The organism is Paraglaciecola sp. (genome assembly GCF_030730205.1).
Taxonomy (GTDB): Bacteria; Pseudomonadota; Gammaproteobacteria; order Enterobacterales; family Alteromonadaceae; genus Paraglaciecola.
This window is the reverse complement of sequence record NZ_JANQVQ010000018.1, coordinates 1-21,970: the sequence shown is the minus strand read 5'-3', so window position 1 is coordinate 21,970 and position 21,970 is coordinate 1. Positions and strand designations below refer to the sequence as shown.

14 protein-coding genes are annotated in these 21,970 nt (G+C 43.4%); 12 read left to right on the top strand and 2 right to left on the bottom strand.

The annotated features are described in order from the left end of the window. Positions 1-5 precede the first annotated feature (5 nt). Together NWQ57_RS01370 and manD are read right to left on the bottom strand one after the other, a co-directional pair. Positions 6-773 (bottom strand): ThuA domain-containing protein, encoded by a 768-nt coding sequence (locus NWQ57_RS01370; RefSeq protein WP_306020157.1) that lies wholly within the window; start codon positions 771-773, stop codon positions 6-8. Positions 774-786: 13 nt separating this feature from the next. Next, complete coding sequence (gene manD, locus NWQ57_RS01365; protein WP_306020156.1) at positions 787-1,995, bottom strand: D-mannonate dehydratase ManD; 1,209 nt, start codon at positions 1,993-1,995, stop codon at positions 787-789. 259 nt (positions 1,996-2,254) lie between these two features. Between manD and NWQ57_RS01360 the strand changes: the two genes are divergently transcribed. The 12 genes from NWQ57_RS01360 to NWQ57_RS01310 form a co-directional block, all read left to right on the top strand. Further along, positions 2,255-2,914 carry a putative glycoside hydrolase gene (locus NWQ57_RS01360; protein ID WP_306020155.1) on the top strand — a complete coding sequence of 220 codons (660 nt, stop codon included), beginning with the start codon at positions 2,255-2,257 and terminating at the stop codon, positions 2,912-2,914. Then, complete coding sequence (locus NWQ57_RS01355; RefSeq protein ID WP_306020154.1) at positions 2,904-4,700, top strand: glycoside hydrolase family 9 protein; 1,797 nt, start codon at positions 2,904-2,906, stop codon at positions 4,698-4,700. The genes NWQ57_RS01360 and NWQ57_RS01355 overlap by 11 nt, the downstream gene beginning before the upstream one ends. 23 nt (positions 4,701-4,723) lie before the next feature. Continuing rightward, a complete protein-coding gene (locus NWQ57_RS01350) occupies positions 4,724-6,442 on the top strand; it encodes a glycoside hydrolase family 43 protein (protein ID WP_306020153.1) in 1,719 nt (572 codons plus the stop codon). Positions 6,443-7,014: 572 nt separating this feature from the next. Beyond that, the gene (locus NWQ57_RS01345) at positions 7,015-10,287 is read left to right on the top strand and encodes a TonB-dependent receptor (RefSeq protein WP_306020151.1); all 3,273 of its coding nucleotides are present in this window, start codon (positions 7,015-7,017) and stop codon (positions 10,285-10,287) included. A 129-nt stretch (positions 10,288-10,416) separates the two neighbouring features. Then, positions 10,417-11,892: a tryptophan halogenase family protein gene (locus NWQ57_RS01340; protein WP_372340872.1), complete on the top strand. Its 1,476-nt coding sequence runs from the start codon at positions 10,417-10,419 to the stop codon at positions 11,890-11,892. An 11-nt stretch (positions 11,893-11,903) separates the two neighbouring features. Beyond that, complete coding sequence (locus NWQ57_RS01335; RefSeq protein ID WP_306020149.1) at positions 11,904-13,445, top strand: tryptophan halogenase family protein; 1,542 nt, start codon at positions 11,904-11,906, stop codon at positions 13,443-13,445. 10 nt (positions 13,446-13,455) lie between these two features. Continuing rightward, entirely contained in the window at positions 13,456-13,683 is a 228-nt protein-coding gene (locus NWQ57_RS22630) for a DUF6445 family protein (RefSeq protein ID WP_372340871.1), read from the top strand. Then, a complete protein-coding gene (locus NWQ57_RS01330) occupies positions 13,680-16,208 on the top strand; it encodes an exo 1,3/1,4-beta-D-glucan glucohydrolase (RefSeq protein ID WP_306020148.1) in 2,529 nt (842 codons plus the stop codon). Before NWQ57_RS22630 ends, NWQ57_RS01330 begins: the two co-directional genes overlap by 4 nt. Before the next feature lie 114 nt (positions 16,209-16,322). Then, on the top strand, positions 16,323-18,230 hold the full coding sequence (locus tag NWQ57_RS01325) for a GGDEF domain-containing protein (protein ID WP_306020147.1): 1,908 nt from the start codon (positions 16,323-16,325) through the stop codon (positions 18,228-18,230). Between the two features lies 1 nt (position 18,231). Beyond that, on the top strand, positions 18,232-20,604 hold the full coding sequence (locus tag NWQ57_RS01320) for a DNA polymerase II (RefSeq protein WP_306020146.1): 2,373 nt from the start codon (positions 18,232-18,234) through the stop codon (positions 20,602-20,604). A 197-nt stretch (positions 20,605-20,801) separates the two neighbouring features. Beyond that, a complete protein-coding gene (locus NWQ57_RS01315; protein WP_306020145.1) occupies positions 20,802-21,191 on the top strand; it encodes a response regulator in 390 nt (129 codons plus the stop codon). 132 nt (positions 21,192-21,323) lie between these two features. Further along, positions 21,324-21,970: YecA family protein (locus NWQ57_RS01310; RefSeq protein ID WP_306020144.1), on the top strand; the 647-nt coding region annotated here is incomplete at its 3' end.

Here is a 21,970-nt window from a genome sequence, read left to right as displayed (position 1 = left end):
CTTTATTATTTTTTCATACCTTTGTCGGTAGCTGCCCAATAGATGCCACCGTATAGATGTTCGATAAAGGCTTTGTTGCTGTAAGACACGCCCATATGACCCAATGCAGTGTAAAACGAGCGCCCGCCATCGAAATATTGGTACCAAGCAACCGGATGAAATTTGCCCATGCCTTCGCCTTTCGCTCTGCCCCAATCCGCTTTTGGATCGTAAGTGCTCTCGTCTACGCTCAGTAGATAGGTTAAGTTTGGACTGAGCTCTTCGCCAAATTCATACCATTCTTCTGTCCACAGACTGGTTTTAGGGAAGTATTCTAAGCCGGGAAATGAGTCGTTAATTACCGATAGACGTGCCGTTTGAATTTGCGGATGAATATGGAAATGGCGCCCTACCAATTGGCCAAACCATGGCCAGTCATATTCGGTGTCACTGGCGCTATGCACACCAACAAAGCCTTTACCTGATTGAATAAACGCTTCAAGTGCTTTTTGTTGTGGCTCATTGAGTATATCGCCGGTAGTTTGTAAAAATAGTACAACATCAAATTTAGCTAAGTTTTCAGTATTAATTAAACTGGCGTCTTCTTGCCAATCTATAGTGAAATGATGATTTTCGGCCATGGCTTTTAAGGCGGTAACCCCTTCGTTAATGGAGCTATGGTGCCAACCAGCGGTTTTACTAAATACCAGCACACTAAATTGTTCAGCCAGCAGATTGCTACTGAATACACTCATAAGCAGTGCTGAGCATGCAATTATCTTTCTTAAATACATTATTGTTTTCCTTTCACCAATTAAACATTGAGCCGTCTTCAAGACGGTTGACGGGTAGATAAGCTCTTTTGTAGGGATATTTTGCGGCTAATTCTTCGTTGATGTCTGAACCATGCCCAGGCGTATCACCAATCATCATATAGCCTTGATCAAAATGATAATCATGGGGAAATACATCGTTGCTGAGCTCTGTGTGGTGCATGTGTTCTTGAATACCAAAATTGGGCACCCAAGTATCAAAATGCAGGGCACAACCCATCGTGATGGGCGATAAGTCCGTGGCCCCGTGAAAGCCTGTTTTTACATGATATAAATCGGCCAACGCAGCAATTTTTTTCAGGTGTGTAATGCCGCCACCATGCACGATGGTAGTGCGAATATAGTCTATCAACTGTTCGGTGATTAATTGCTGACAATCATAAATGGAAGAAAAAACCTCGCCAACCGCAATAGGTGTTGTGGTGTGTTGGCGTATTAGTCTAAAGCCTTCTTGCAACTCAGCAGGCACGGCATCCTCCATCCAAAATAGACGATAGGGTTCTAGATCTTTGCCGAGTCTGGCGGCTTCGATAGGCGTTAAGCGGTGGTGCACATCGTGCAACAAATGCGGTTCACTCCCATATTGATCACGTAATTTTTCAAATAAGCGGGGGATAAAGTTCAGATATTTACTGGTTGACCAAACACTTTCAGAGGGAAGGTCGGCATCGGCCGGCTCATAAAAGCCTTTGATTTTTGAAACGCCATAAGTGCCATCCAATCCGGGTATTCCAGATTGCGCACGAACGGCTTTGTAACCCATATCAATATGGCGACCTACTTCATCTACCGTTTCTGCAAGGTCACGGCCATTGGCATGGCTATAAACCAATACGCCCTGTCGACTCTTACCGCCCAGCAGTTGATACAAAGGCATGTTGGCCGCTTTGGCTTTAATATCCCACAACGCCATATCAATGGCAGCAATGGCGGTCATGTTGACAGGTCCTCTACGCCAATAGGCACCTTTATAAAAAAACTGCCAAATATCTTCAATTTGTGAGGCATCTCTGCCTATCAAACAAGGGATTAAATGTTCTTGTAAATAAGAGGCAACTGCCAATTCACGACCGTTTAAGGTGGCATCACCAACACCATACAAACCGCATTCGGTTTCTATCTTGATCGTTACAAAATTTCTACTGGGGCAAGTGACTATGACCCTAGCGGCCCTAATTTTCATTAATGAAGCTCTCCTGTTAATAAGGTGTTGCAAACCGAGTGCCATAAAAAGGCATTGGGTCCTCGCAAAGTAAACGCATTTTTACGCAAAAGCACGTAACTCAACACTGATAAATTTATAAACGTAAAACCATAACAACATAATGTAATGAAGTCTTGGGTCGCGATTTTGTAACATCGCATTTACATTGGTGGCGCATGGTTGCCGATAAAAGCGTGTATGTCACACAGGGCTCAAAAAATAAAAAAGGTTGATACAAATGATACACAGCACTCACTCTGAGAAACAAAATGACTGGCGTACCTTAGCAATTCGTTTATTGCTTGTAATATCGGCAACACTTTCAGGTGTCAGTTATGCCAACACCCTTAATGCAAACTATTTTTATTTTTTTGATGGCAGTCCAATCGGCGGGTGGGGGCTTACCTTGGGTGATGAGGGAAACTGGGTCTTACCGATAACAGAAAATCCAATGGACTCAGCGAATAAGCAGATCAGTATTAGTCGAGCCGCTTATAAAACCAAAGATGATGCGCTTAATTTAAAATGGTCTCGCTCGAAAGGAAAGGGGCAATTTGCTGTGTATGGTTCGCCAGTTGATTTGAGTCAACTAGCAGATAAAGCCGCGCTAACCATGGAAATTAATATTATCAAAAAGCCAAAATCATCTGTATCTATCGGCATGGATTGCGGCTATCCCTGTCGTGGCGAAGTCAATATTCAAAAGATGCTGCGTGATATGAAAACCAAGCAATGGATTACCTTTCCGATCCCGATTAATTGTTTTGCTGCAAAAGGCGCCGACCTGAGCAAAATCAATAGCCCGATAATGATCGCTTCAGAAGGGCAGTTTGAGGTGCAAATCGCCAATATTAGATTGGAATTGTTACCAGAAGGAGCGCCTACCTGTGCCTCATAAACCCAAGCGCCTTCGACTTTTGAAACAAAAAGTGGTCCTGTTAACACTGGCTGGTGTGGTTGCTAGCAGTATGTTGATCTCATGTGGTCAAACAGTCCATGTGGCTAAGGACGCTGCTGTACCCGCAAGTAAGGCCGCTGAGCAAAAACCACAGATTTATATTAACCAAGTCGGTTTTTTACCTAATGATCATAAGGTTGCCGTAATTAGCCCTCAGCAAAGTGGCGCATTTACTGTGGTGTCGCAAGCCACGGGGCAAGTGGTACTAAACGCTAAGCTGCAAAAAAAAGGCATATGGCCTTTGTCGGAAGAAAACGTCAGCATTGCTGATTTTAGTGACCTTAGCCAAGAAGGTGCCTATCGGCTTGAGTTAGCTGATGGTAAAGCGTCAGCACTTTTTTCTGTCGGCTCTATGGTTTATCGTCAGATACATGATGCCAGTCTCAAAGCGTATTATTTCAATAGGGCAAGTATGGCTTTAAGCCCTGAATTTGCCGGACCATGGGCAAGGTCAGCAGGACATCCCGACACCCAGGTTAACATTCATGTAAGTGCCGCGTCAGATGCAAGGCCCACCAATACAATAATATCAGCGCCCAAAGGATGGTATGACGCAGGCGACTACGGCAAATACGTAGTGAATTCCGGTATTTCAACTTACACCTTGCTGCTAGCCTATACGCATTTTAAGGATTTCTACCAAAAGCGTGATGGTCATATACCCGAATCCAGTGATGGGTTGCCCGATATCTTAAATGAAGTTATGTGGAATCTTGATTGGTTACAAGCCATGCAAGACCCGAATGATGGCGGCGTGTATCACAAACTGACAACATTGAATTTTGCCGGCAGTGTGATGCCTGAAAATGCCCATGAACAACGTTATGTCGTGCAAAAAAGTACTGCTGCGGCCCTAAATTTTGCTGCAGTGATGGCCTTTGCTAGTCAAGTTTATCAAGAGTTTGACAGTGTTTATCCGGGTAAAAGTGCTGCCTATAAAAAAGCCGCGCTTGGAGCTTGGCAATGGGCCAAAACGCATCCTGAAATACTTTATCTTCAGCCAGAAGATGTAAAAACGGGCGCCTATGGTGATAAAACACTGGCAGATGAATTTGCTTTTGCCGCCGCGCAATTATTTGTCTTAACTGGCGACAATAGTTACCTCAACGAGTTTTTATTACTTGACCAAACACCTCAGACCCCAAGCTGGTCTCATACTGCCAGTTTAGGCTATTTTACCTTATTGAGTTTTGCCCAAGACTTAATGTCCGCCAAGCTCTATCAACAACTTGAAAATAAGCTGATTAAACAAGCAAATGTGATGGTTGCTCAGTTAGCAGAATCAGCTTACGAGGTACCTTTGATAAAGTCTGATTTTGTGTGGGGCAGTAATGCAGTTGCTATGAATAAGGCCATGTTGTTGCTCATTGCGAATCAACATAAACCTAATCCTGAATTTCGTCATGGCGCTGTGGCTTTAACGGATTATATCTTGGGGCGCAATCCAACTGGCTATAGCTATGTGACTGGCTTTGGTCAATTGTCACCGATGCACATTCATCATCGGCAATCAGAAGCCGATGACGTTGTGGCCCCGGTGCCGGGATTTTTGGCGGGAGGTGCACAAAATGGTTGGCAAGACCAATGCAACTATCCATCAAAGGCTCCTGCAACGTCATACATAGATGATTTTTGTAGTTATTCCACCAATGAAATTGCGATCAACTGGAATGCCCCACTGGTTTATGTGCTAGCCGCTTTACAGTCCCAAACAATGCCTTATTAACATCAAAAATGAGTTGTACACCTATGAATAATATCGTCTTACTCCGCACTTTACTGCTTAGCACACTACTGGGCTTAAGTGGCTGCCAGCAAGCAAGTGAACAATCAAAGCACAGCCGAAGTGTATCAAATACCGTGAGCTTTGATTGGTTTAGATATCAAGGCTCTGATGCGTTGTTTTCACAGGCTTTGCCGCAAAATTCTTTTCAAAATCCAATTCTATCGGGTTTTTATCCGGACCCGAGTATTACCCGCAAAGGCAATGACTATTACATGGTTAATTCTTCTTTTGCCTATGCGCCGGGTGTGCCGATTTCCCATAGTCGTGATTTAGTAAATTGGAGGCTAATCGGGCATGTATTGAGTCAGCCGTCACAGCTGAATATGCAAAATTTACAGGTGTCCCAAGGTATTTATGCGCCTACCTTGCGTTATCACGAAGGCGTATTTTATATGATCACTACCCTCGTTGCTGGTGGGGGTAATTTTATTGTAACGGCAAGCGATCCTGCTGGGCCGTGGTCAGATCCTATATGGCTGCCCGAAATTGGCGGTATCGATCCTGATATTTTTTTTGATGATGACGGTAAGGCTTATATTGCCCATAACGATGCACCGCAAGGCGAGCCTCTCTATCAAGGCCACCGTGCCATTTGGTTGTGGGAGTTTGATTTAGCTACGCTAAAAGTGGTGCCTGATAGTGGTCGGGTGATTGTTAACGGGGGGGCAGATATAAGCCAGCAACCGATTTGGGTTGAAGGCCCGCATATTTATAAAATCAATGGCTGGTACTATCTTAGCTGCGCCGAAGGCGGCACTGGCCCACAGCATTCACAAGTGGTATTTCGCAGTAAAGACTTACAACAACCATTTGAGCCGTACGCGGGTAATCCAATTTTAACTCAACGAGACTTACCTGTTGAGCGAGCAAATCCAATTACGAGCACGGGGCATGCTGATTTTATTCAAACACCTGAGGGAGAATGGTGGGCGGTGTTTCTTGGTACACGCCCTTATCAGGGCAATAAATATAACACCGGACGAGAAACGTTTTTATTACCGGTTAGCTGGGAAAACGAGTGGCCACATATACTGCCACAAGGCGAGCCCGTACCTTATATTGTAGCCAAGCCCCTTATTTCAAAACATCTTGAGCCACTGACAGAGGTCGATACACAAACAGGCAATTTTGTGTGGCAAGACGACTTTGACAAACGCCGTTTAAATCCACACTGGAATCTGTTACGCAGTCTGGATTCTGAGTGGCTAAGTATCAACGATGGACGACTAAACCTGCAAGCCAGTCAGCATCAACTGGATCAACAAAACAAAGTCAGTTTTGTTGGTCGTCGCCAGCAACACATGACATTTGATGCCAGCACATCTGTGGTATTGCCGCAAAATGAGCAGCTATCAGGTGGCATGGTGGCCTTTCAAAACGAGAAATTTTATTACTATTTTGCGCTGCAAAAGCAAGGGACTCACTACCACCTATTTGTGCAGCAAGTCAATAATGGGCAATCCACTATGGTTGCTGAAACATCGCTTCCTCTCAATATTGGCAGTGCGCTGACTTTGCAAGTTAGGGGTGAAAAAGGGCTGATTAGTTTTTACTATCAAACCGAAAATAAAACCGCCGAGCTATTACTCAAAGAGGCTGACGCCACCATGTTAAGCACGGAAGTGGCGGGTGGTTTTGTTGGCACTATGTTGGGGCTTTATGTCCAAAATGCCATCAAATAACAATTAACAAAGACTGGCAAACACGTTCATCATCGGGCCGCTAATTGCTGAAATTTAGCGGCCTATCACATTTAGCCTTTACGTTTTTTTGTTTTAAGGTTTTGGGCATTTAGTTCCTTTCTCCCCGCATTGTTTACGAAATCGTTCTTTCGCCTTATGAGTCTGAATTTTTGTGACCTATTTAAGTGCGAATTATCAAATCTTGTTAATTCTATGTTGCGAAATATCGTTTCATTTTTCAGTTTTCTCCTACCTTGATTGACTGTATTTAAGCAAAATTCCATAGTAATCCAGTCGTTAAGCTCACTGTTGCTGCATCTGTTTTCACTTTGTTAACGTGCAAATGTAAATAAAATGTTTGTTGGTCTTGACGAAAACGGCACGATTATCAAAAACGTTATTTAATAAACAATACAACTACACGTTTTTGGGATTTTGTTTAAAAGGGTTGTTTGAGCCAATACCAGGGGCTGCAGATGACTTTAATCACACCACAGAGGTAAGTCGTAATGGCTACAAAAATAACTAGATCACAGGCTCCAACCTTTCGAAAATCTCTTCTAGCACTTGCTATGATGAGTGTATGTGCAACGACATACGCACAAGAAGCGGCGCCACAAGAAAGTGAAGAAGATGTCGAATTAATTGAAGTAACGGGTACACGGACAAACCTGCTAAACGCACAAAACTTAAAACGCAGTTCTGAAACTGTTGTGGACTCAATTACCGCAGCCGATATCGGTTCGTTACCTGATCGCAGTGTATTAGAAGCCATACAACGTTTACCCGGTGTGTCGATAGAGTTGTTTGATGGGCCCTCTGATCCAGACCATTTCAGTGTGGAAGGTTCTGGTGCCATTATTCGTGGTATGACCCAAACACGCTCTGAGTTTAACGGTCGTGACTCCTTTAGTGCTGATTCAAGCCGGGGATTATCATTTCAAGACGTATCGCCTGAATTGATGGGTGGTGTTGATATTTTTAAAAACCAAACGGCTGACATGATTGAAGGCGGTATTGGCGGAACAATTAACTTACGTACGCGTAAACCTTTTGATTCAAGAGAACAAGTGGTCGCGCTCAGTGGCGACTATTCCTACGGCAGTTTGGCTGAAAAAGGAAGCCCGACTCTATCAGGTTTGTATAGCAATCAATGGGAGCTAGATAGTGGAGGCCGTTTTGGTTTTCTAGCTAACTATGCTCATTCAAAGTTATACGGACAATCTCATGGTATTCAATCTGATGCAGCGGTGCAGTTTTATGCTCGTGATATTGCCGGTGCAGAGGCGTTTGTTGGAGAAGATGGCAACGGCACCGTTTGGGCACCACAAGCAGGTAACGCACTGAAAAAGACTGACGATCGTACTCGCGAAGGGTTTTCAACTGCCCTGCAGTATGCCAATGAAGATGATACCTTTCAGTCGACCTTACAATATATTCGTTCAGACTCTAATTTAACGTGGCATGAGCAAGCGATTAAATATCAGGGTGGCTACTATTCAATTAACAATCGTCGTACTCGCCCATTAAGTGGCACGGAATTTACTTTTGATGATCGTGGCGTGTTTGAATCAGGTACGTTTTCCGATGGTGGCGTAGATGGTTGGCGTGCGGCTGATGGTAATCAAGACCGTATTCCTCGCACATGGGGGACTAATTCTCGCCAAGATTTCCCTCATATGTTCCAATTTGATAGTCGTATTCAAGACAGCTCTTCATTAGTCGAAGATCTTTCTTTGAATCTTGAGTGGAGCCCTAGTGAAAACTTAGATTTAAGCGCTGATTTTCAACATATCAAAGCGAAAAGTTCTAATGACGATGTTGTGGTACATACGGGTACTAAAGCAGGTCAAATTTATGATGTGACTGGCTCGACACCTACGTTGTCATTAGTCGAACCTTGGTATGGTTATCGAGATGCAAATCCAGAATTATTCGCTGCTGGCACTGCCCCTGAAAATGCAAATAATCCTGATCGCATCTACCCTGGTTTCACCAATGATCCCGCAGGTGATAGCAACTACTTTAGTGAATACGACAACTATATGTTACGCAGCGCGATGGATCATTATGAACGCTCTGAAGGTGATTCTAATGCCGTACGTTTTGACGGTACCTATCATTTAGAAGACGAAGGATTGTTCACTTCAATTCAGGCTGGTGTGCGGTATGCCAAACGAGACCAAACCGTGCGTAGAACCAGTTATAATTGGAATGGCTTAGCACCAGAATTTTCAAGCGGCACGGGATGGCTAACATCAATTGATGGCTATCAAAATGATTTTGAGTTAGTAGATTGGAGTGATTTTCATGGTGGAGATGTACTGACTATTCAAGGCAACCAGACTATTCATGCTACTGAAGCCTATGTGCGTTCAATCATGGGGGCTAATCCAGCCAGACAACCCTATACATCAAATGCAAATGGTTGGAATTCATACCCAAATCAAAACGGAGCAAGTGATTCTGAGTTTGGTTTGTTTAGCCCAGGTGACGTAAATAATACCATCGAAACCAACAAAGCCATTTATGTAAGAGTTAACTTTGAAGGAAACGATGACCTTCGGTACAGCGGTAACTTTGGTTTACGTTATGTCACGCTAAACCGTGAGTCCAAGGGCTTTATTAACTTTCCTGATTTAACGCCTGATTCGCCTGTACCGGAAGGGGTGCCAGAGCAGTTAACCAATGAATTTGTCAGAGGCTATATCACTCAACAAGTCAACGACGGTGTGTATGCTGATGCGGACGCATTTTTAGATGACGAAGCAAATAGATGGGTGTCAGATAGTATCAATTACTTGTCTGCAGAAGACAGACAATGGGGTAATAACTACGATGATGTCTTAAATTCAGAGGCTGATTTCAACTTATTACTGCCTAGCTTTAACATTAAAGTTGAATTGACCGATGAACTGATTGCGCGCTTTGCTTTTTCTAAAGCAGCCGCCTTCCCTGATCTTCAGGACGTTCGCAACCAAACAACACTGGGTGCGGACGTGTTCACTGTCAGACCGACTGTCGATCCGGAAGCTGACCCTGATACAGTGAATCCTTTAGACGGTTTAATACAAGATGCGTTCATCATCGGTCGCACAGGTAGTGGTGGTTTTACCGGCTTGAAACCGATGGAGTCAGTGCAATATGACATCGCATTAGAATGGTACTTCGCTGACGTAGGCCAATTAAGTGCGACCATTTTTCATAAAAACTTGAAAAATTACTTCATCAAAGGGGCGTCTCCACAAACCTATACCAACCCTTCAACGGGTAGAACAGAAACGTCTTTAGTGTCGTCTACTGTAAATGGTTCAAAGGGGAAAATGGATGGTTTGGAAGTGGCTTATCAACAGTTCTTTGATGATTTTGTCCCCGGTTTTGGTATCCAAGCTACTTATAGCTATATTGACGCTAGCGGTACGCCAAATAATGAAGAGTCGTACGATGAAGCGAGTTGGATCAACAGTGATTTCAACGATACGGGTATCCGAGTTAACTTTGATGCTGTGCCACTGCAGGGGCAGTCTAAAGAAACCATTAACTTTATTGCGATGTATGAAAAAGATGAAATAAGTGCTCGTATTGCTTATAACTGGCGTTCGAAGTACTTGTTAACGACACGTGATGTAATCAGTAAAGCGCCACTATGGAATGACGATCGTGGTCAAGTTGATGCATCGTTCTTCTATAACTTTGAAAATTACACTGTGGGTATTCAAGGTACAAACCTAACTAACTCAACGTCAAAAACTATCATGATATTAAATGATGAACTGTTAGAAACTGGCCGTTCTTGGTTTGTTTCTGACCGTAGAGTCGCCTTAGTGTTTCGTGCTAACTTCTAAATTACGGAGTTAAAAACGGATAAAAATGTGTTTCGTTTTGCGAAACACATTTTTTTTTGTTTAATTTATGACGTGTTGACTCGAAAACAAAAACAAGGTTTGAATGTGACCAAAGCAAAGATCAAAAAAATGATTATTCTTGGCGGCGGATCGGCTGGTTGGATGACGGCTGCAGCCTTAGCTAAGACTTTCAATAAGCAACAGTATCAAATTCAATTGATAGAATCAGACGAAATAGGCACAGTGGGTGTGGGGGAAGCCACCATTCCTCCCGTTCAACTCTTCAACAAGTTGATTGGATTAGACGAAAATGAGTTTATGAAACAAACGCAGGCTACCTTTAAGTTGGGTATTAAGTTTGTTAACTGGGATCAAATTGGCCATGAGTACCATCATGCTTTTGGCGACCTAGGTAAGGATATTGGCGGTTTACGCTTTTATCAATACTGGCTAAAAATGCGCAGTCTGGGTCAGGCAAAAAAATTCGAAGAATATTCTCTCAATGCCGTTGCCAGTGAGGAAAAACGCTTTATGCGCTCGATTGACGCGGGCAATTCGCCTTTGTCTAATATTGCCTATGCGTTTCACTTCGATGCCACCTTGTACGCTAAATATTTAAGAACACTGTCTGAACAGTGCGGTGTACTTCGCACGGAAGGAAAAGTGGCAAAGGTACAACAACATGCAAATGGTTTTATAAAATCGTTAATTTTAGAAGATGGTAGCGAGCATACAGCTGACTTTTTTATCGACTGTTCCGGGTTTAGCGCCCTGCTTATCGGCAAAACATTAAATACCCCATTCGAAGATTGGAGTCATTGGTTACCTTGCGATAGGGCTGTTGCCGTTGCGTCAGAATCAACCCAAACACCGTGGTCATTTACGCAGGCCACTGCACATGCTGCTGGCTGGCAATGGCGCATTCCGCTGCAACATCGGGTAGGTAATGGGCATGTGTACAGTAGTCAATTTATGTCTGACGAGGAGGCTAAAAAAATACTGCTAGATAACATCGAAGGTAAGCCCTTAGCTGAGCCTCGATTGATCAAATTTAAAACCGGTCATCGTCGTCAATGTTGGAATAAAAACTGTCTTGCAATCGGTTTGTCATCAGGATTTTTAGAGCCACTTGAGTCCACCAGTTTGCATTTAATTCAACTGGCCATTGAGCAATTATTTAAATTCTTTCCCCATGCAGATTTTGACCAAGTGGATATTGATGAGTACAACCGGCAAGCCACCTTTGACTTTGAACGCATCAGAGATTTTTTGATTTTGCATTATAAAGTGACTCAACGTGACGACAGTGATTTTTGGAACTATTGCCGCACAATGTCAGTTCCTGAGACCGTCCAACAAAAGATCGACTTATTTCGCAACAATGGCCGAATCTTCAGAATAAATAATGAAATGTTTGACTACCAAAGCTGGTTTCAAGTGATGAATGGCCAAGGGCTTACACCTCGGGCTTATGAGCCTTTAGTTGACATGCTTAGCGAAAAAGAATTAGCCAAAACTATGCATAATATTCATGCCGTAATACGTAAATCGGCAGATTATATGCCTGCCCATCAAGACTATATTAATGCCAATTGTAAGGCCTAAAAGTGAAGCATATGCCAGCAGCAAAAATTAAAAAAATCGTTATTCTTGGCGGCGGTTCAGCAGGCTGGATGACAGCAGCTGCGCTTGGCAAACTGAGTCGACAGATGAATATTCAGGTTCAATTGATTGAATCCGATGAGATTGGAACGGTGGGGGTAGGTGAAGCGACGCTGACAGCACTACAAGGGTTTAATCGTTTGTTGGGAATTGATGAAAATGAATTTATGCGCGAAACGCAAGCAACCTTTAAGTTGGGCATCAAATTCGTAAATTGGGATGAAATAGGCAACGCCTATCATCATGCATTTGGGGTGTCAGGAAAGCCCATGGGCAGTCATGCAAAGTTTTACCAATATTGGTTAAAATTGCGTGCTGTAGGTAAGGCCGAAAGTTATGAGCACTATTCATTAAACGCTGTCGCCAGCGAAGATAAAAAATTCATGCGCGCCTTTGATGCGGGCAATTCCCCCTTATCGGGCCTTGATCATGGCTTTCATATTGATGCGGGTTTATATGGTCAATACTTACGTAGGCTCGCAGAAAATTGGGGGGTAAAACGTAGCCAAGGTAAAGTGAAGCAAGTGCGCCAACATAACAACGGATTTATTCGTGCCATCGAACTTGAAGATGGCACAGAGCATGAAGCAGATTTTTTTGTGGATTGCTCTGGTTTTAACGCACTATTAATTGGCGAAACCTTACAAACGGAGTTTGAAGATTGGAGTCATTGGCTACCTTGCGATCGTGCCATTACCGTGCAAACACAAAGTACCCAAGCGCCGTGGCCCTACACGCAAGCCACCGCGCAAAAAGCCGGGTGGCAGTGGCGCATTCCCTTGCAACATCGGGTGGGCAATGGGCATGTATATTCAAGTCAGTACATGTCAGATGAGGAGGCGCGAGATATTCTGCTGAGCAATGTCGAAGGGGCTTTGCTCACTGAGCCTAGAGTTATTCACTTCAAAACGGGTTATCGTAAAACATCGTGGCATAAAAACTGTTTAGCCATCGGTCTGTCGTCAGGATTTATTGAACCGCTAGAATCCACTAGTTTGCACTTGGTGCAGTCTGCCATTGAGCAGCTATTTAAGTTCTTCCCAAATATGGATTTTGAACAAGCGGATATCGATGAATATAACCGCCAAACTAATTACAAAATTGAATGTATTCGCAATCTTTTGATAACTCATTATTGTGTGACTAAACGCAGCGATAGTGATTTTTGGGATTATTGCCGGACAATGAGTGTGCCACCTGAAGTGACACAAAAAATCGAGCAGTATCAACAAAATGGTCGTATTTTTCGCTTTAACGATAATATGTACGACAGCATAAGTTGGTTTCAAGTCATGAATGGCCAAGGGCTTAAGCCCTTGGGCTACGATCCTTTGGTTGATCTTATACCTGAAGAAAAAATAGAGCGAGAACTCAATAATGTCTTGAGTGTTATTCGCAAGTCCGCTGACTACATGCCCAGCCATCAAGATTTTATTACGCAGCACTGTAAAGCGAATGCTTTACAGTTTGATGATGACAAGCAATTAAAAAACTAAATTCAGCAATATGATACACACCAAAAACCGTGTTATATTAAAAATGAAAACGTTTTCTTTTTGGGTTGCATCAGTATCCGCTTACGTTAATCGAGCGGTTATTTATCGGTATTCGAGTCTGCATTCTGGCGACATCTCTCCAGACGATTCATTTGACCTGAACCCATTAACAGAGCGCTTCACTATAGCGTCGTTCTTACATCGCCAAGTGCTTAGCAAAAAAATAGGCTTAACATGACAAAACATTTACTTTCACTCTCACTCCTAGCCGCTCTGGCTGGGTGCAATGGCGCGGTTGACACGGCTTCAGTGCCGCCGCCAGCTATGCAATCTTCTGAACACGGTAAGATTCACCCAGAAATTTGGCCTAAGCAAAACTCGCCTATTGCGCGCGAACCAGCTCGTGAAGCCCGTATAGCCATGCTTTTGGCAAAAATGACAGTGGAAGAAAAGGTCGGTCAGGTTATTCAAGCTGATATCGCTTCAGTAACGCCTGAAGAGGTAAAGGAATATCATTTAGGCTCGGTACTAAATGGCGGTAACTCTGCACCAAATAACGATAATCACTCGCCTGCCATTGAGTGGCTAAAGTTGGCAGACAAGTTTTGGCTTGCTTCAACCGATACCTCAGACGGCGGCGTGGGTATTCCTGCTTTGTGGGGTATCGATGCAGTACATGGTAATAATAATGTAGTGGGTGCGACGATATTTCCTCACAATATTGGTTTAGGCGCAGCGAATGATCCCGAGCTTATGCGTGAAATTGGCACAGTGACTGCCAGAGAGATTCTTGTAACGGGAATTGATTGGACGTTTGCCCCTACTATTGCCGTGGTTCAGAACGATCGTTGGGGCAGAACCTTTGAAAGTTTTTCTGAAAATCCTGAAATCGTTTCCACTTATGCAGGCATGGTCGTTGAGGGAGTTCAAGGCCGAGTAAACAGCGAACAGTTTTTAGATAATGATCACATGTTAGCCAACGTGAAACATTTTGTGGGTGATGGCGGTACCAAAGACGGTATTGATCAAGGTGATACCCTTGCCACTGAAGAGCAACTGCGAGATATCCACGCCGCAGGTTATCCACCGGCCATTCAGCACGGTGCTTTGGTTGTTATGGCCTCATTCAACAGTTGGCATGGTAAAAAAATGCACGGTCATCGCGGTTTGCTTAACGATGTCTTGGTTGAACGAATGGGGTTTGATGGTTTTGTGGTTGGTGACTGGAATGGACATGGTCAAGTTGCTGGTTGTAGTAACGTGAGTTGTGCTGCGGCGTTTAACGCTGGCTTAGATATGTTCATGGCACCTGATAGCTGGAAAGAATTGTACAAAAATACTCTCGCACAAGTTAAGTCGGGCGAAATTTCAATGGCCCGTTTAGATGAAGCGGTATCACGTATTTTGCGAGTAAAACTCATCTCTGGTTTATTTGAAGCGGGTTTACCTTCATCTCGACCTTATGCAGGTAAATTTGAATTGTTAGGTTCGGCCGAGCATCGTGCGGTTGCCAGAGAGGCAGTACGTAAGTCTTTAGTCTTGTTGAAAAACAATGAGCAGTTGTTGCCCTTAGCGCCTAATTCAACGATTTTGGTTGCCGGCAGCGCGGCCAATAATATTGGTCAGCAATCCGGCGGATGGACATTAACATGGCAAGGAAGCGGGAATAAAAACTCAGATTTTCCAAATGGCGAGTCTATTTACCAAGGTATTGCGAGTGCCGTGACGGCTGCAGGCGGTAGTGTTGAACTTAACGAAAGTGGTGAGTTTAGCCAGCGTCCTGATGTGGCGATTGTGGTTTTTGGTGAGCAGCCCTATGCTGAGTTTCAAGGCGATGTGGCTGATGTAGATTTTAAACCTGAGGATAGTTTAGCCATTTTAAAATCCTTACAAGCTCAAGGTATTCCCACTGTAAGCGTATTCTTATCGGGCAGACCAATGTGGGTGAACCCAGAAATCAATGCGTCTGACGCCTTTGTTGCTGCTTGGTTACCGGGATCAGAAGGTGGTGGTGTGGCTGATATGTTATTTCGTGATGCACAAGATAAGGTACAATATGACTTTAGTGGGCGCCTTTCGTTCTCGTGGCCTCGTACGCCAAGTGATGTTGAGTTAAACCTTGGTAAACCTGGCTATGATCCCTTGTTTGCCTATGGCTATGGTTTAAGTGTGACCGACACCAGTGTGTTCAGTGAGCTCGATGAAACACTCGATCCGACTATTACTGCTCAAAATGACAGTCGTTATTTATTTGCTGGTGATGCCGTACAACCTTGGCGCTTAGTGCTTAATGATAAAGCCGGTGAAACGCAAGTGACGGGTAATGCACAAAGGAGCGCGGCGGGTAGTGTGAATGTTAAAGCGGCAGATTACCTAGCCCAAGAAGATACGATTGAAGTGACTTGGCAAGGTGATGCACAACTCTTGTTACAAGGCAGTCCGGTAAATTTGAGTCGTCAATCAACCGCTGATATGGCAATACAAATTGACTACAAGGTGATAAGCGCAAGCGAAGGCACTACTGCGCTTTACATCGACTGCGATGGTTGTGATACCAATATCGACATCAGTGATGATCTTAAATTAAAGGCAGGGCAGGACTGGCAAAAAGCGCAAATAAAACTGAGCTGTTTTGGTTTGTCCAACGATGCGTTAACTCGGATCAAGGTCCCGTTTGGTTTACGCTCAAGCGAAGGCACCGCCATACAATTGAAAGAGATTAAACTGGTGTCCAACGAGGGGGCTGCGCGTTGTAGCTTATAATCCAGTTGTTTTAGGTTGTTAAAACAAAAGGCTTCTCGGTAATAGAAGCCTTTTTGCTACTTGCTTAATAAGTGATAAGCTTAATGTTCAGTTGAATGCACTTGTCAGGGGCTAATGAATCTTTTGCTAAAAGCTAGGCAACTTTGTATTGGCTTGATGTGCTTAATAGCCTTAAGTGCTCATGCACAGTCGCTGAGAAAGTTAGATGAGCCCTTTTCAGCCCTTGCACTATTAGCTCAAAATAAACCTCAAGCAGCATTAGATAGCTTGATGGCATTTGAGCCAGAAATAGCTTCGGACCCTACTACTCTTGCGCAATATCATCTTGTACTGAGTCAAGCATTTTACAATTTAACCTACCCTAAAAAAGCGCTTGAATACGCCCAGCTCGCATTAACTTACACCTCTTTGACTGAACAACCTTGGCTCTATCATAAGGTAAAAATATCCCAAGCTTTAGCCTTAGAAAATAGTGGACATGCAAGTGAGGCATTAGCCGAAATCAATGACAGCGTAGAATGGGCAAAACAGCATGATGCGCTTTTATACTTAGATAGCCTTTTTGCAAGGGGAATTATTTTTACAACCTTGACCGAATACGTCTCGGCTTTGAGCGACTTTCAACTTGCTTATTCTCTTGCTAATGATGATCCCACCACCTTGAGCAAAGCCCATATCGCCTCGATGCTGGCCCAAGTCTATGAGTACCGCCACGAAGATAAACTGTCTATCCCTTTTTATGAAGAAGCCATTGCGGCTCATCGGCTCAATCAAGCCCACCTTGAATTGAGTATTGCCTTATATGGCTTAGGTAAGGCCAATCGCAGCTTGGGTAACATTACGTTGGCTAAAGCTCAGCTGATTGAGTCAAAGGAAGCAGCAGAAAAAATAGATGATATTCAAGGTGTCGCTTATGCATTAAAAGAGTTAGCTGACATCGATATTATTGAACTGAAGTTTGAGGAGGCTGAGCGAGACCTTAAAAAGGCCGCTGACATTTTTGCACAAGCAGATAATCACCAAATGCGTTTTAATGTGATGCTCAGCCTTGTTAATCTTTCGTTTAAAACCAGTGAGCTAAGCAAGGCGCAAGCGTATTTAGACCAAGCTGAAGCCTTTTTAGATAGGGCCAACATGCCAACTCATAGCATTGGTTTTGACGAAGTAAAAGCCGATCTGTTGTATCGACAGCAACATTACCAACAAGCCTATGAACGTTTGTTAAGTGCATTTTCTGCTCATAAAAAGGTACAAAACAACAACAGCACTGAGCGCTTGCATCAGCTACGTTCAAGATTTGAAATCCAACTTGCACAGCAAGAAAACCAAGTATTAAGCCAAAAAAATGCGATTCAAAAACTGCAATTAAGCAGTGAAAAAAATGACAGAATACAGCTTATTCTTATTAGTGCATTTAGCTTGCTGGCTTGCTTATTGATGCTTGTTACGGTCCAGCGAAGTAGGGCTTACAAAAGGAAATTAGAAAAGCTCGTTAATATTGATGAACTCACAGGGTTGTACAATCGGCGCCATACGATGCAGGTGCTAAGTGAGCACATTGAATGGGCCTGCAAACACAATAAGAATCTATGTTTGGCCATGATCGATCTCGACTGGTTTAAGAAAATTAACGACTCATACGGGCATTTGGTGGGTGACAAAGTGCTAAGAGAATTTGCCTATGTTTTTCGTAAAGGACTGCGAGGCTCCGATGTCATTGGAAGAATTGGCGGGGAAGAGTTTCTCGCTATCTTTAAACAAGCCAATGGCAAGCAAGCGCATGAAGCGTTGAGTCATTTGTCAGACCAACTAAGGTGTATCGGTAGAACAATAGGTGAGCCTAATATTCAAGTAACCATTTCAGTGGGATTGGTCGAGTACCAACATGAAGATACTGTCGAAAGCTTATTAGCCAGTGCTGATGAGGCGCTGTATATTGCAAAAAATAATGGGCGTAATCAAATCGTCCTCGCCCAACGAACGCTAAATCCTCTTTCCGATCAAAATCAATTATCTGAGTAATATGTCGAGTGAATTTGCTGGTTTTATTTTAACCATACAGACGGTTGAGCTACGCGGTGAAACCTATTTAGAATTATGGATCCTAACTGATCAAGGTGTGGTTAAAGCCACCACCGGCACACAAAAAGTGCTATTTTTTATTAAACAAGAAAATGTGACTTTTGCTCGCAGTGTTCTAACGCAACATCAAATCCCTTTTGATTGTCAAGATGTTGCGTTGACTACTTTTGATGAAGAGCCCGTGGCCGCTTTGTACTTCACTATGCCCATGCACAGTTACCAAGCAAAAGAGAAGCTAAAGCAACATCAATTGATGTGTTTTGAAGATGACGTGCGCCTTAGTGAGCGCTTCTTGATGGAACGTTTTGTTTATGGCAGTGCGCAAGTCATTGGTGTGCTTGACGAGCTCAATACCAGCAGTGGCTATGTGCAATTAAAGCAGGCAAAACTGAAATCAGGTAACTATCAACCCCGTTTTAATGTGTTGTCTTTAGATATCGAATGCAGTGAGCAAGGTGAATTATTTTGCATTGGCTTGATGAGCGATACAGATAAGCACGTTTTGATGATCGGCGAGCCTCAAGCCAGTGAGCCGTGGATTTATTGGCTCAAAGATGAAAAAGCCTTACTTATTGCTTTAGTTGAGCATATTCAGCGACTTGACCCCGATATTATTATTGGCTGGAATGTGGTCAATTTTGATTTTCGTTTGTTGATAAAGCGAGCCGCCCTACATAAGGTAAACCTGACGCTAGGACGAGGTAAGCAGCCAATTATCTGGCGCGATGCCCGTAACGAAGTGAATCAAGGCTACGTCACGATGCCAGGCAGAGTGGTCATAGACGGTATTGATGCACTCAAAACCGCCACGTATCAATTCGCCAGTTTTAGTTTAGAAAGTGTGGCACAAGCGCTTCTTGGCGAAGGTAAAGAAGCTGAAGACCTTGACAACCGCTTAACTCAAATTGAACACGATTTTCAATTTAATAAGCTTAAGTTAGCACGCTATAACCTGCAAGATTGCGCTCTCGTATTGAAAATCTTTGCCCAGACCAAAGTGTTAGATTTTTTAACCTTACGTAGCCAATTGACAGGCCTAGAGCTTGACCGAATGGGGGGCTCGGTAGCCGCCTTTGTTAATCTGTATTTACCAAAATTACATCGGGCGGGCTATGTTGCGCCTAACCGGCCAATTGATGGTGGTTTGGCCAGCCCTGGGGGCTATGTGATGAGCTCAAGGCCGGGTTTATATGAGCACGTTCTGGTACTCGATTTTAAGAGTTTGTATCCCTCGATTATTCGTACTTTTAAAATCGACCCTCTTGGTTTAATTGAGGGACTAAAAGCCCCTGACAATGCCATTGGCGGCTATCGCGGGGCGGTATTTGATCGCACAAAACACTTTTTGCCAGATATTATTACCTCCTTATGGCAGCAACGAGATCAAGCAAAAAAAGACCGCGATTCGGTGCGAAGTCAGGCTATTAAAATACTAATGAACTCATTTTATGGGGTACTTGGCTCTGGTGGCTGTCCCTTTTACGATACCCGCTTAGCCAGCTCAATTACCCTGCGCGGTCACGACATTATGCAAACCACAGCGCATTGGATTGAACAAGCGGGTTATCAGGTCATATACGGCGATACTGATTCTACTTTTGTTTATTTACAAGGTATTGAGTCAGATGAGCAAGCTCAGTGTATTGGTCAGCGTCTGGCACACAGTATCAATCAACAATGGACTGCACTCATCGCCCTAGAATATCAATTAGAAAATTACCTCGAGATAGAGTTTGAAACGCACTTTGTGCAATTTTTAATGCCCACTATTCGGGGTTCAGAGTTAGGCAGTAAAAAACGATATGCCGGTTTAAAGCGCACATCCAAGGGAGATGAGCTGGTATTTAAAGGTTTGGAAACGGTGCGTTCTGATTGGACGCCTTTGGCTAAAAGGTTTCAGTTAACCTTGTACCAATTGGTTTTCGCTCAACAAGATGTAAGGCAATTTTTACAGCAAACCATCGATGATCTGAAGTCAGGCCGGGTAGATAAAGATTTGGTTTACCGCAAACGGATCAGGCGACGTTTAGATTTGTACGTAAAAAATGTGCCGCCCCATGTTAAAGCGGCGCGTTTAGCTGACGAGCAATACCTAAAGCGGGGTAAATCTGCTAGGTACCAGAACAAAGGGTGGATCAGTTACGTCATTACCATCAATGGCCCAGAGCCTGTTGAGTTTATTAATTCAAGCTTGGATTATGAGCACTATATTGATAAACAAATTAAACCCATTGCTGAGGGAATTTTACCTTTTATTGGCCTATCATTTAGTGAATTAACCACCGCACAATTTGATTTATTTTATGATAGCTAAACGTATTTGTTTTTTACGAGGTTTAAATGTGGGTGTAATTTTACCGCATTTTACAAAAGAGCAATGTAGTGGATGTAAAGTCTGAGTAAATTTTGGGTGAAAGTTAATTTTTGATTTTGCAATAAGGCTTCTTTTCAGTATTCTGCATGAGTCAATTAAATGTACAAAAATCGAAATAGTGGCAAAAAGGAAGAATGGTGTACGATTGTAATATCGTAATTGTAGATGATGATCACATCATTCTAGAGTTACTTGGCATTATCTTAGAAGATATTGTATCAGGCGAAATAATCAGCTTTTCAGACAGTACCAAGGCCCTCGCCTTTGTAAAAAGTGAAGAGATGAAAAAAATTTCCCTCGTTATATGCGATTGGCTTATGCCAGATGTAACGGGCTTGGATATACTAGCTGCGCTGAGACTGCACAATAACACCTGTCCGTTTTTAATGGTGACGGGTAGTGCCACTAGAAAATTGGTCGTTGATTCGATGCGTTTGGGCGCCTCTGATTTTATTGTTAAACCCTTTGTCACTGCAGATCTTTCCGCTAAAGTAGAAAGGCTCATTAATGAAATCAGCATCGATTAATTGCACACTCCTGTATTTTTTACACTTGCCGTTTATTCTTAAGTGATTAAACCAATAGACTTTGAGAGCCTGCGGCGCATACATTCTAATCAAGGCTGTGTCTATGTATCTTTATCCGCACAAGTTTAGCCAATGACGCAATTTTCTGATCCCAGTCAGCAACAACTCCATCATCTTGCTACGAGTGAAACCCTGCGCCCTTTTGTACTCGAGCCCTATAGCATGTTGGGCTGTATTTTTGGGGTGGCATCTGCACCTGAAATTCCGCTTCCCACTCAGTGGTTACCTTGGTTATTCAAAGCACCAGTGCCGACGCAATACAGCGAAGACGTGGATCAACTCGCAGATGCGGCAATGTTGTGCTTGCAGTGGCAACTCAAAAACATGCGCGATGAACATGTTGAATTCATGCAAGGCTTAGCGTTGCCGGCCCCGCCCTACAAAGACGGCCATTTGTCATTTTGGCTGCAAGGTTTGTTATTAGCCCATAGCCAACTTGATTCAACCTGGCAAAAAGCTTGGCAAGCCATGTTAAACACCAGTAGCAAAGACATCGAAACGCTGCAAAAAGACTTAAAATACTGCTTAGGTATGTTTAGTACCTTTGCCGATATTCCCTTTGCTTTGCAACAGGCCAAAAGTAAGGGCAATGACAAGTTAGAGCAAAATTTAGCGACCATATATTTGTCGCTACCCGACACCTTGCGCACTTACGTAGAGACCTCAGGCAAGCTGGTGGAATATTTACCTAATCAGTTTGAGACTTTTGTTAAAGACTA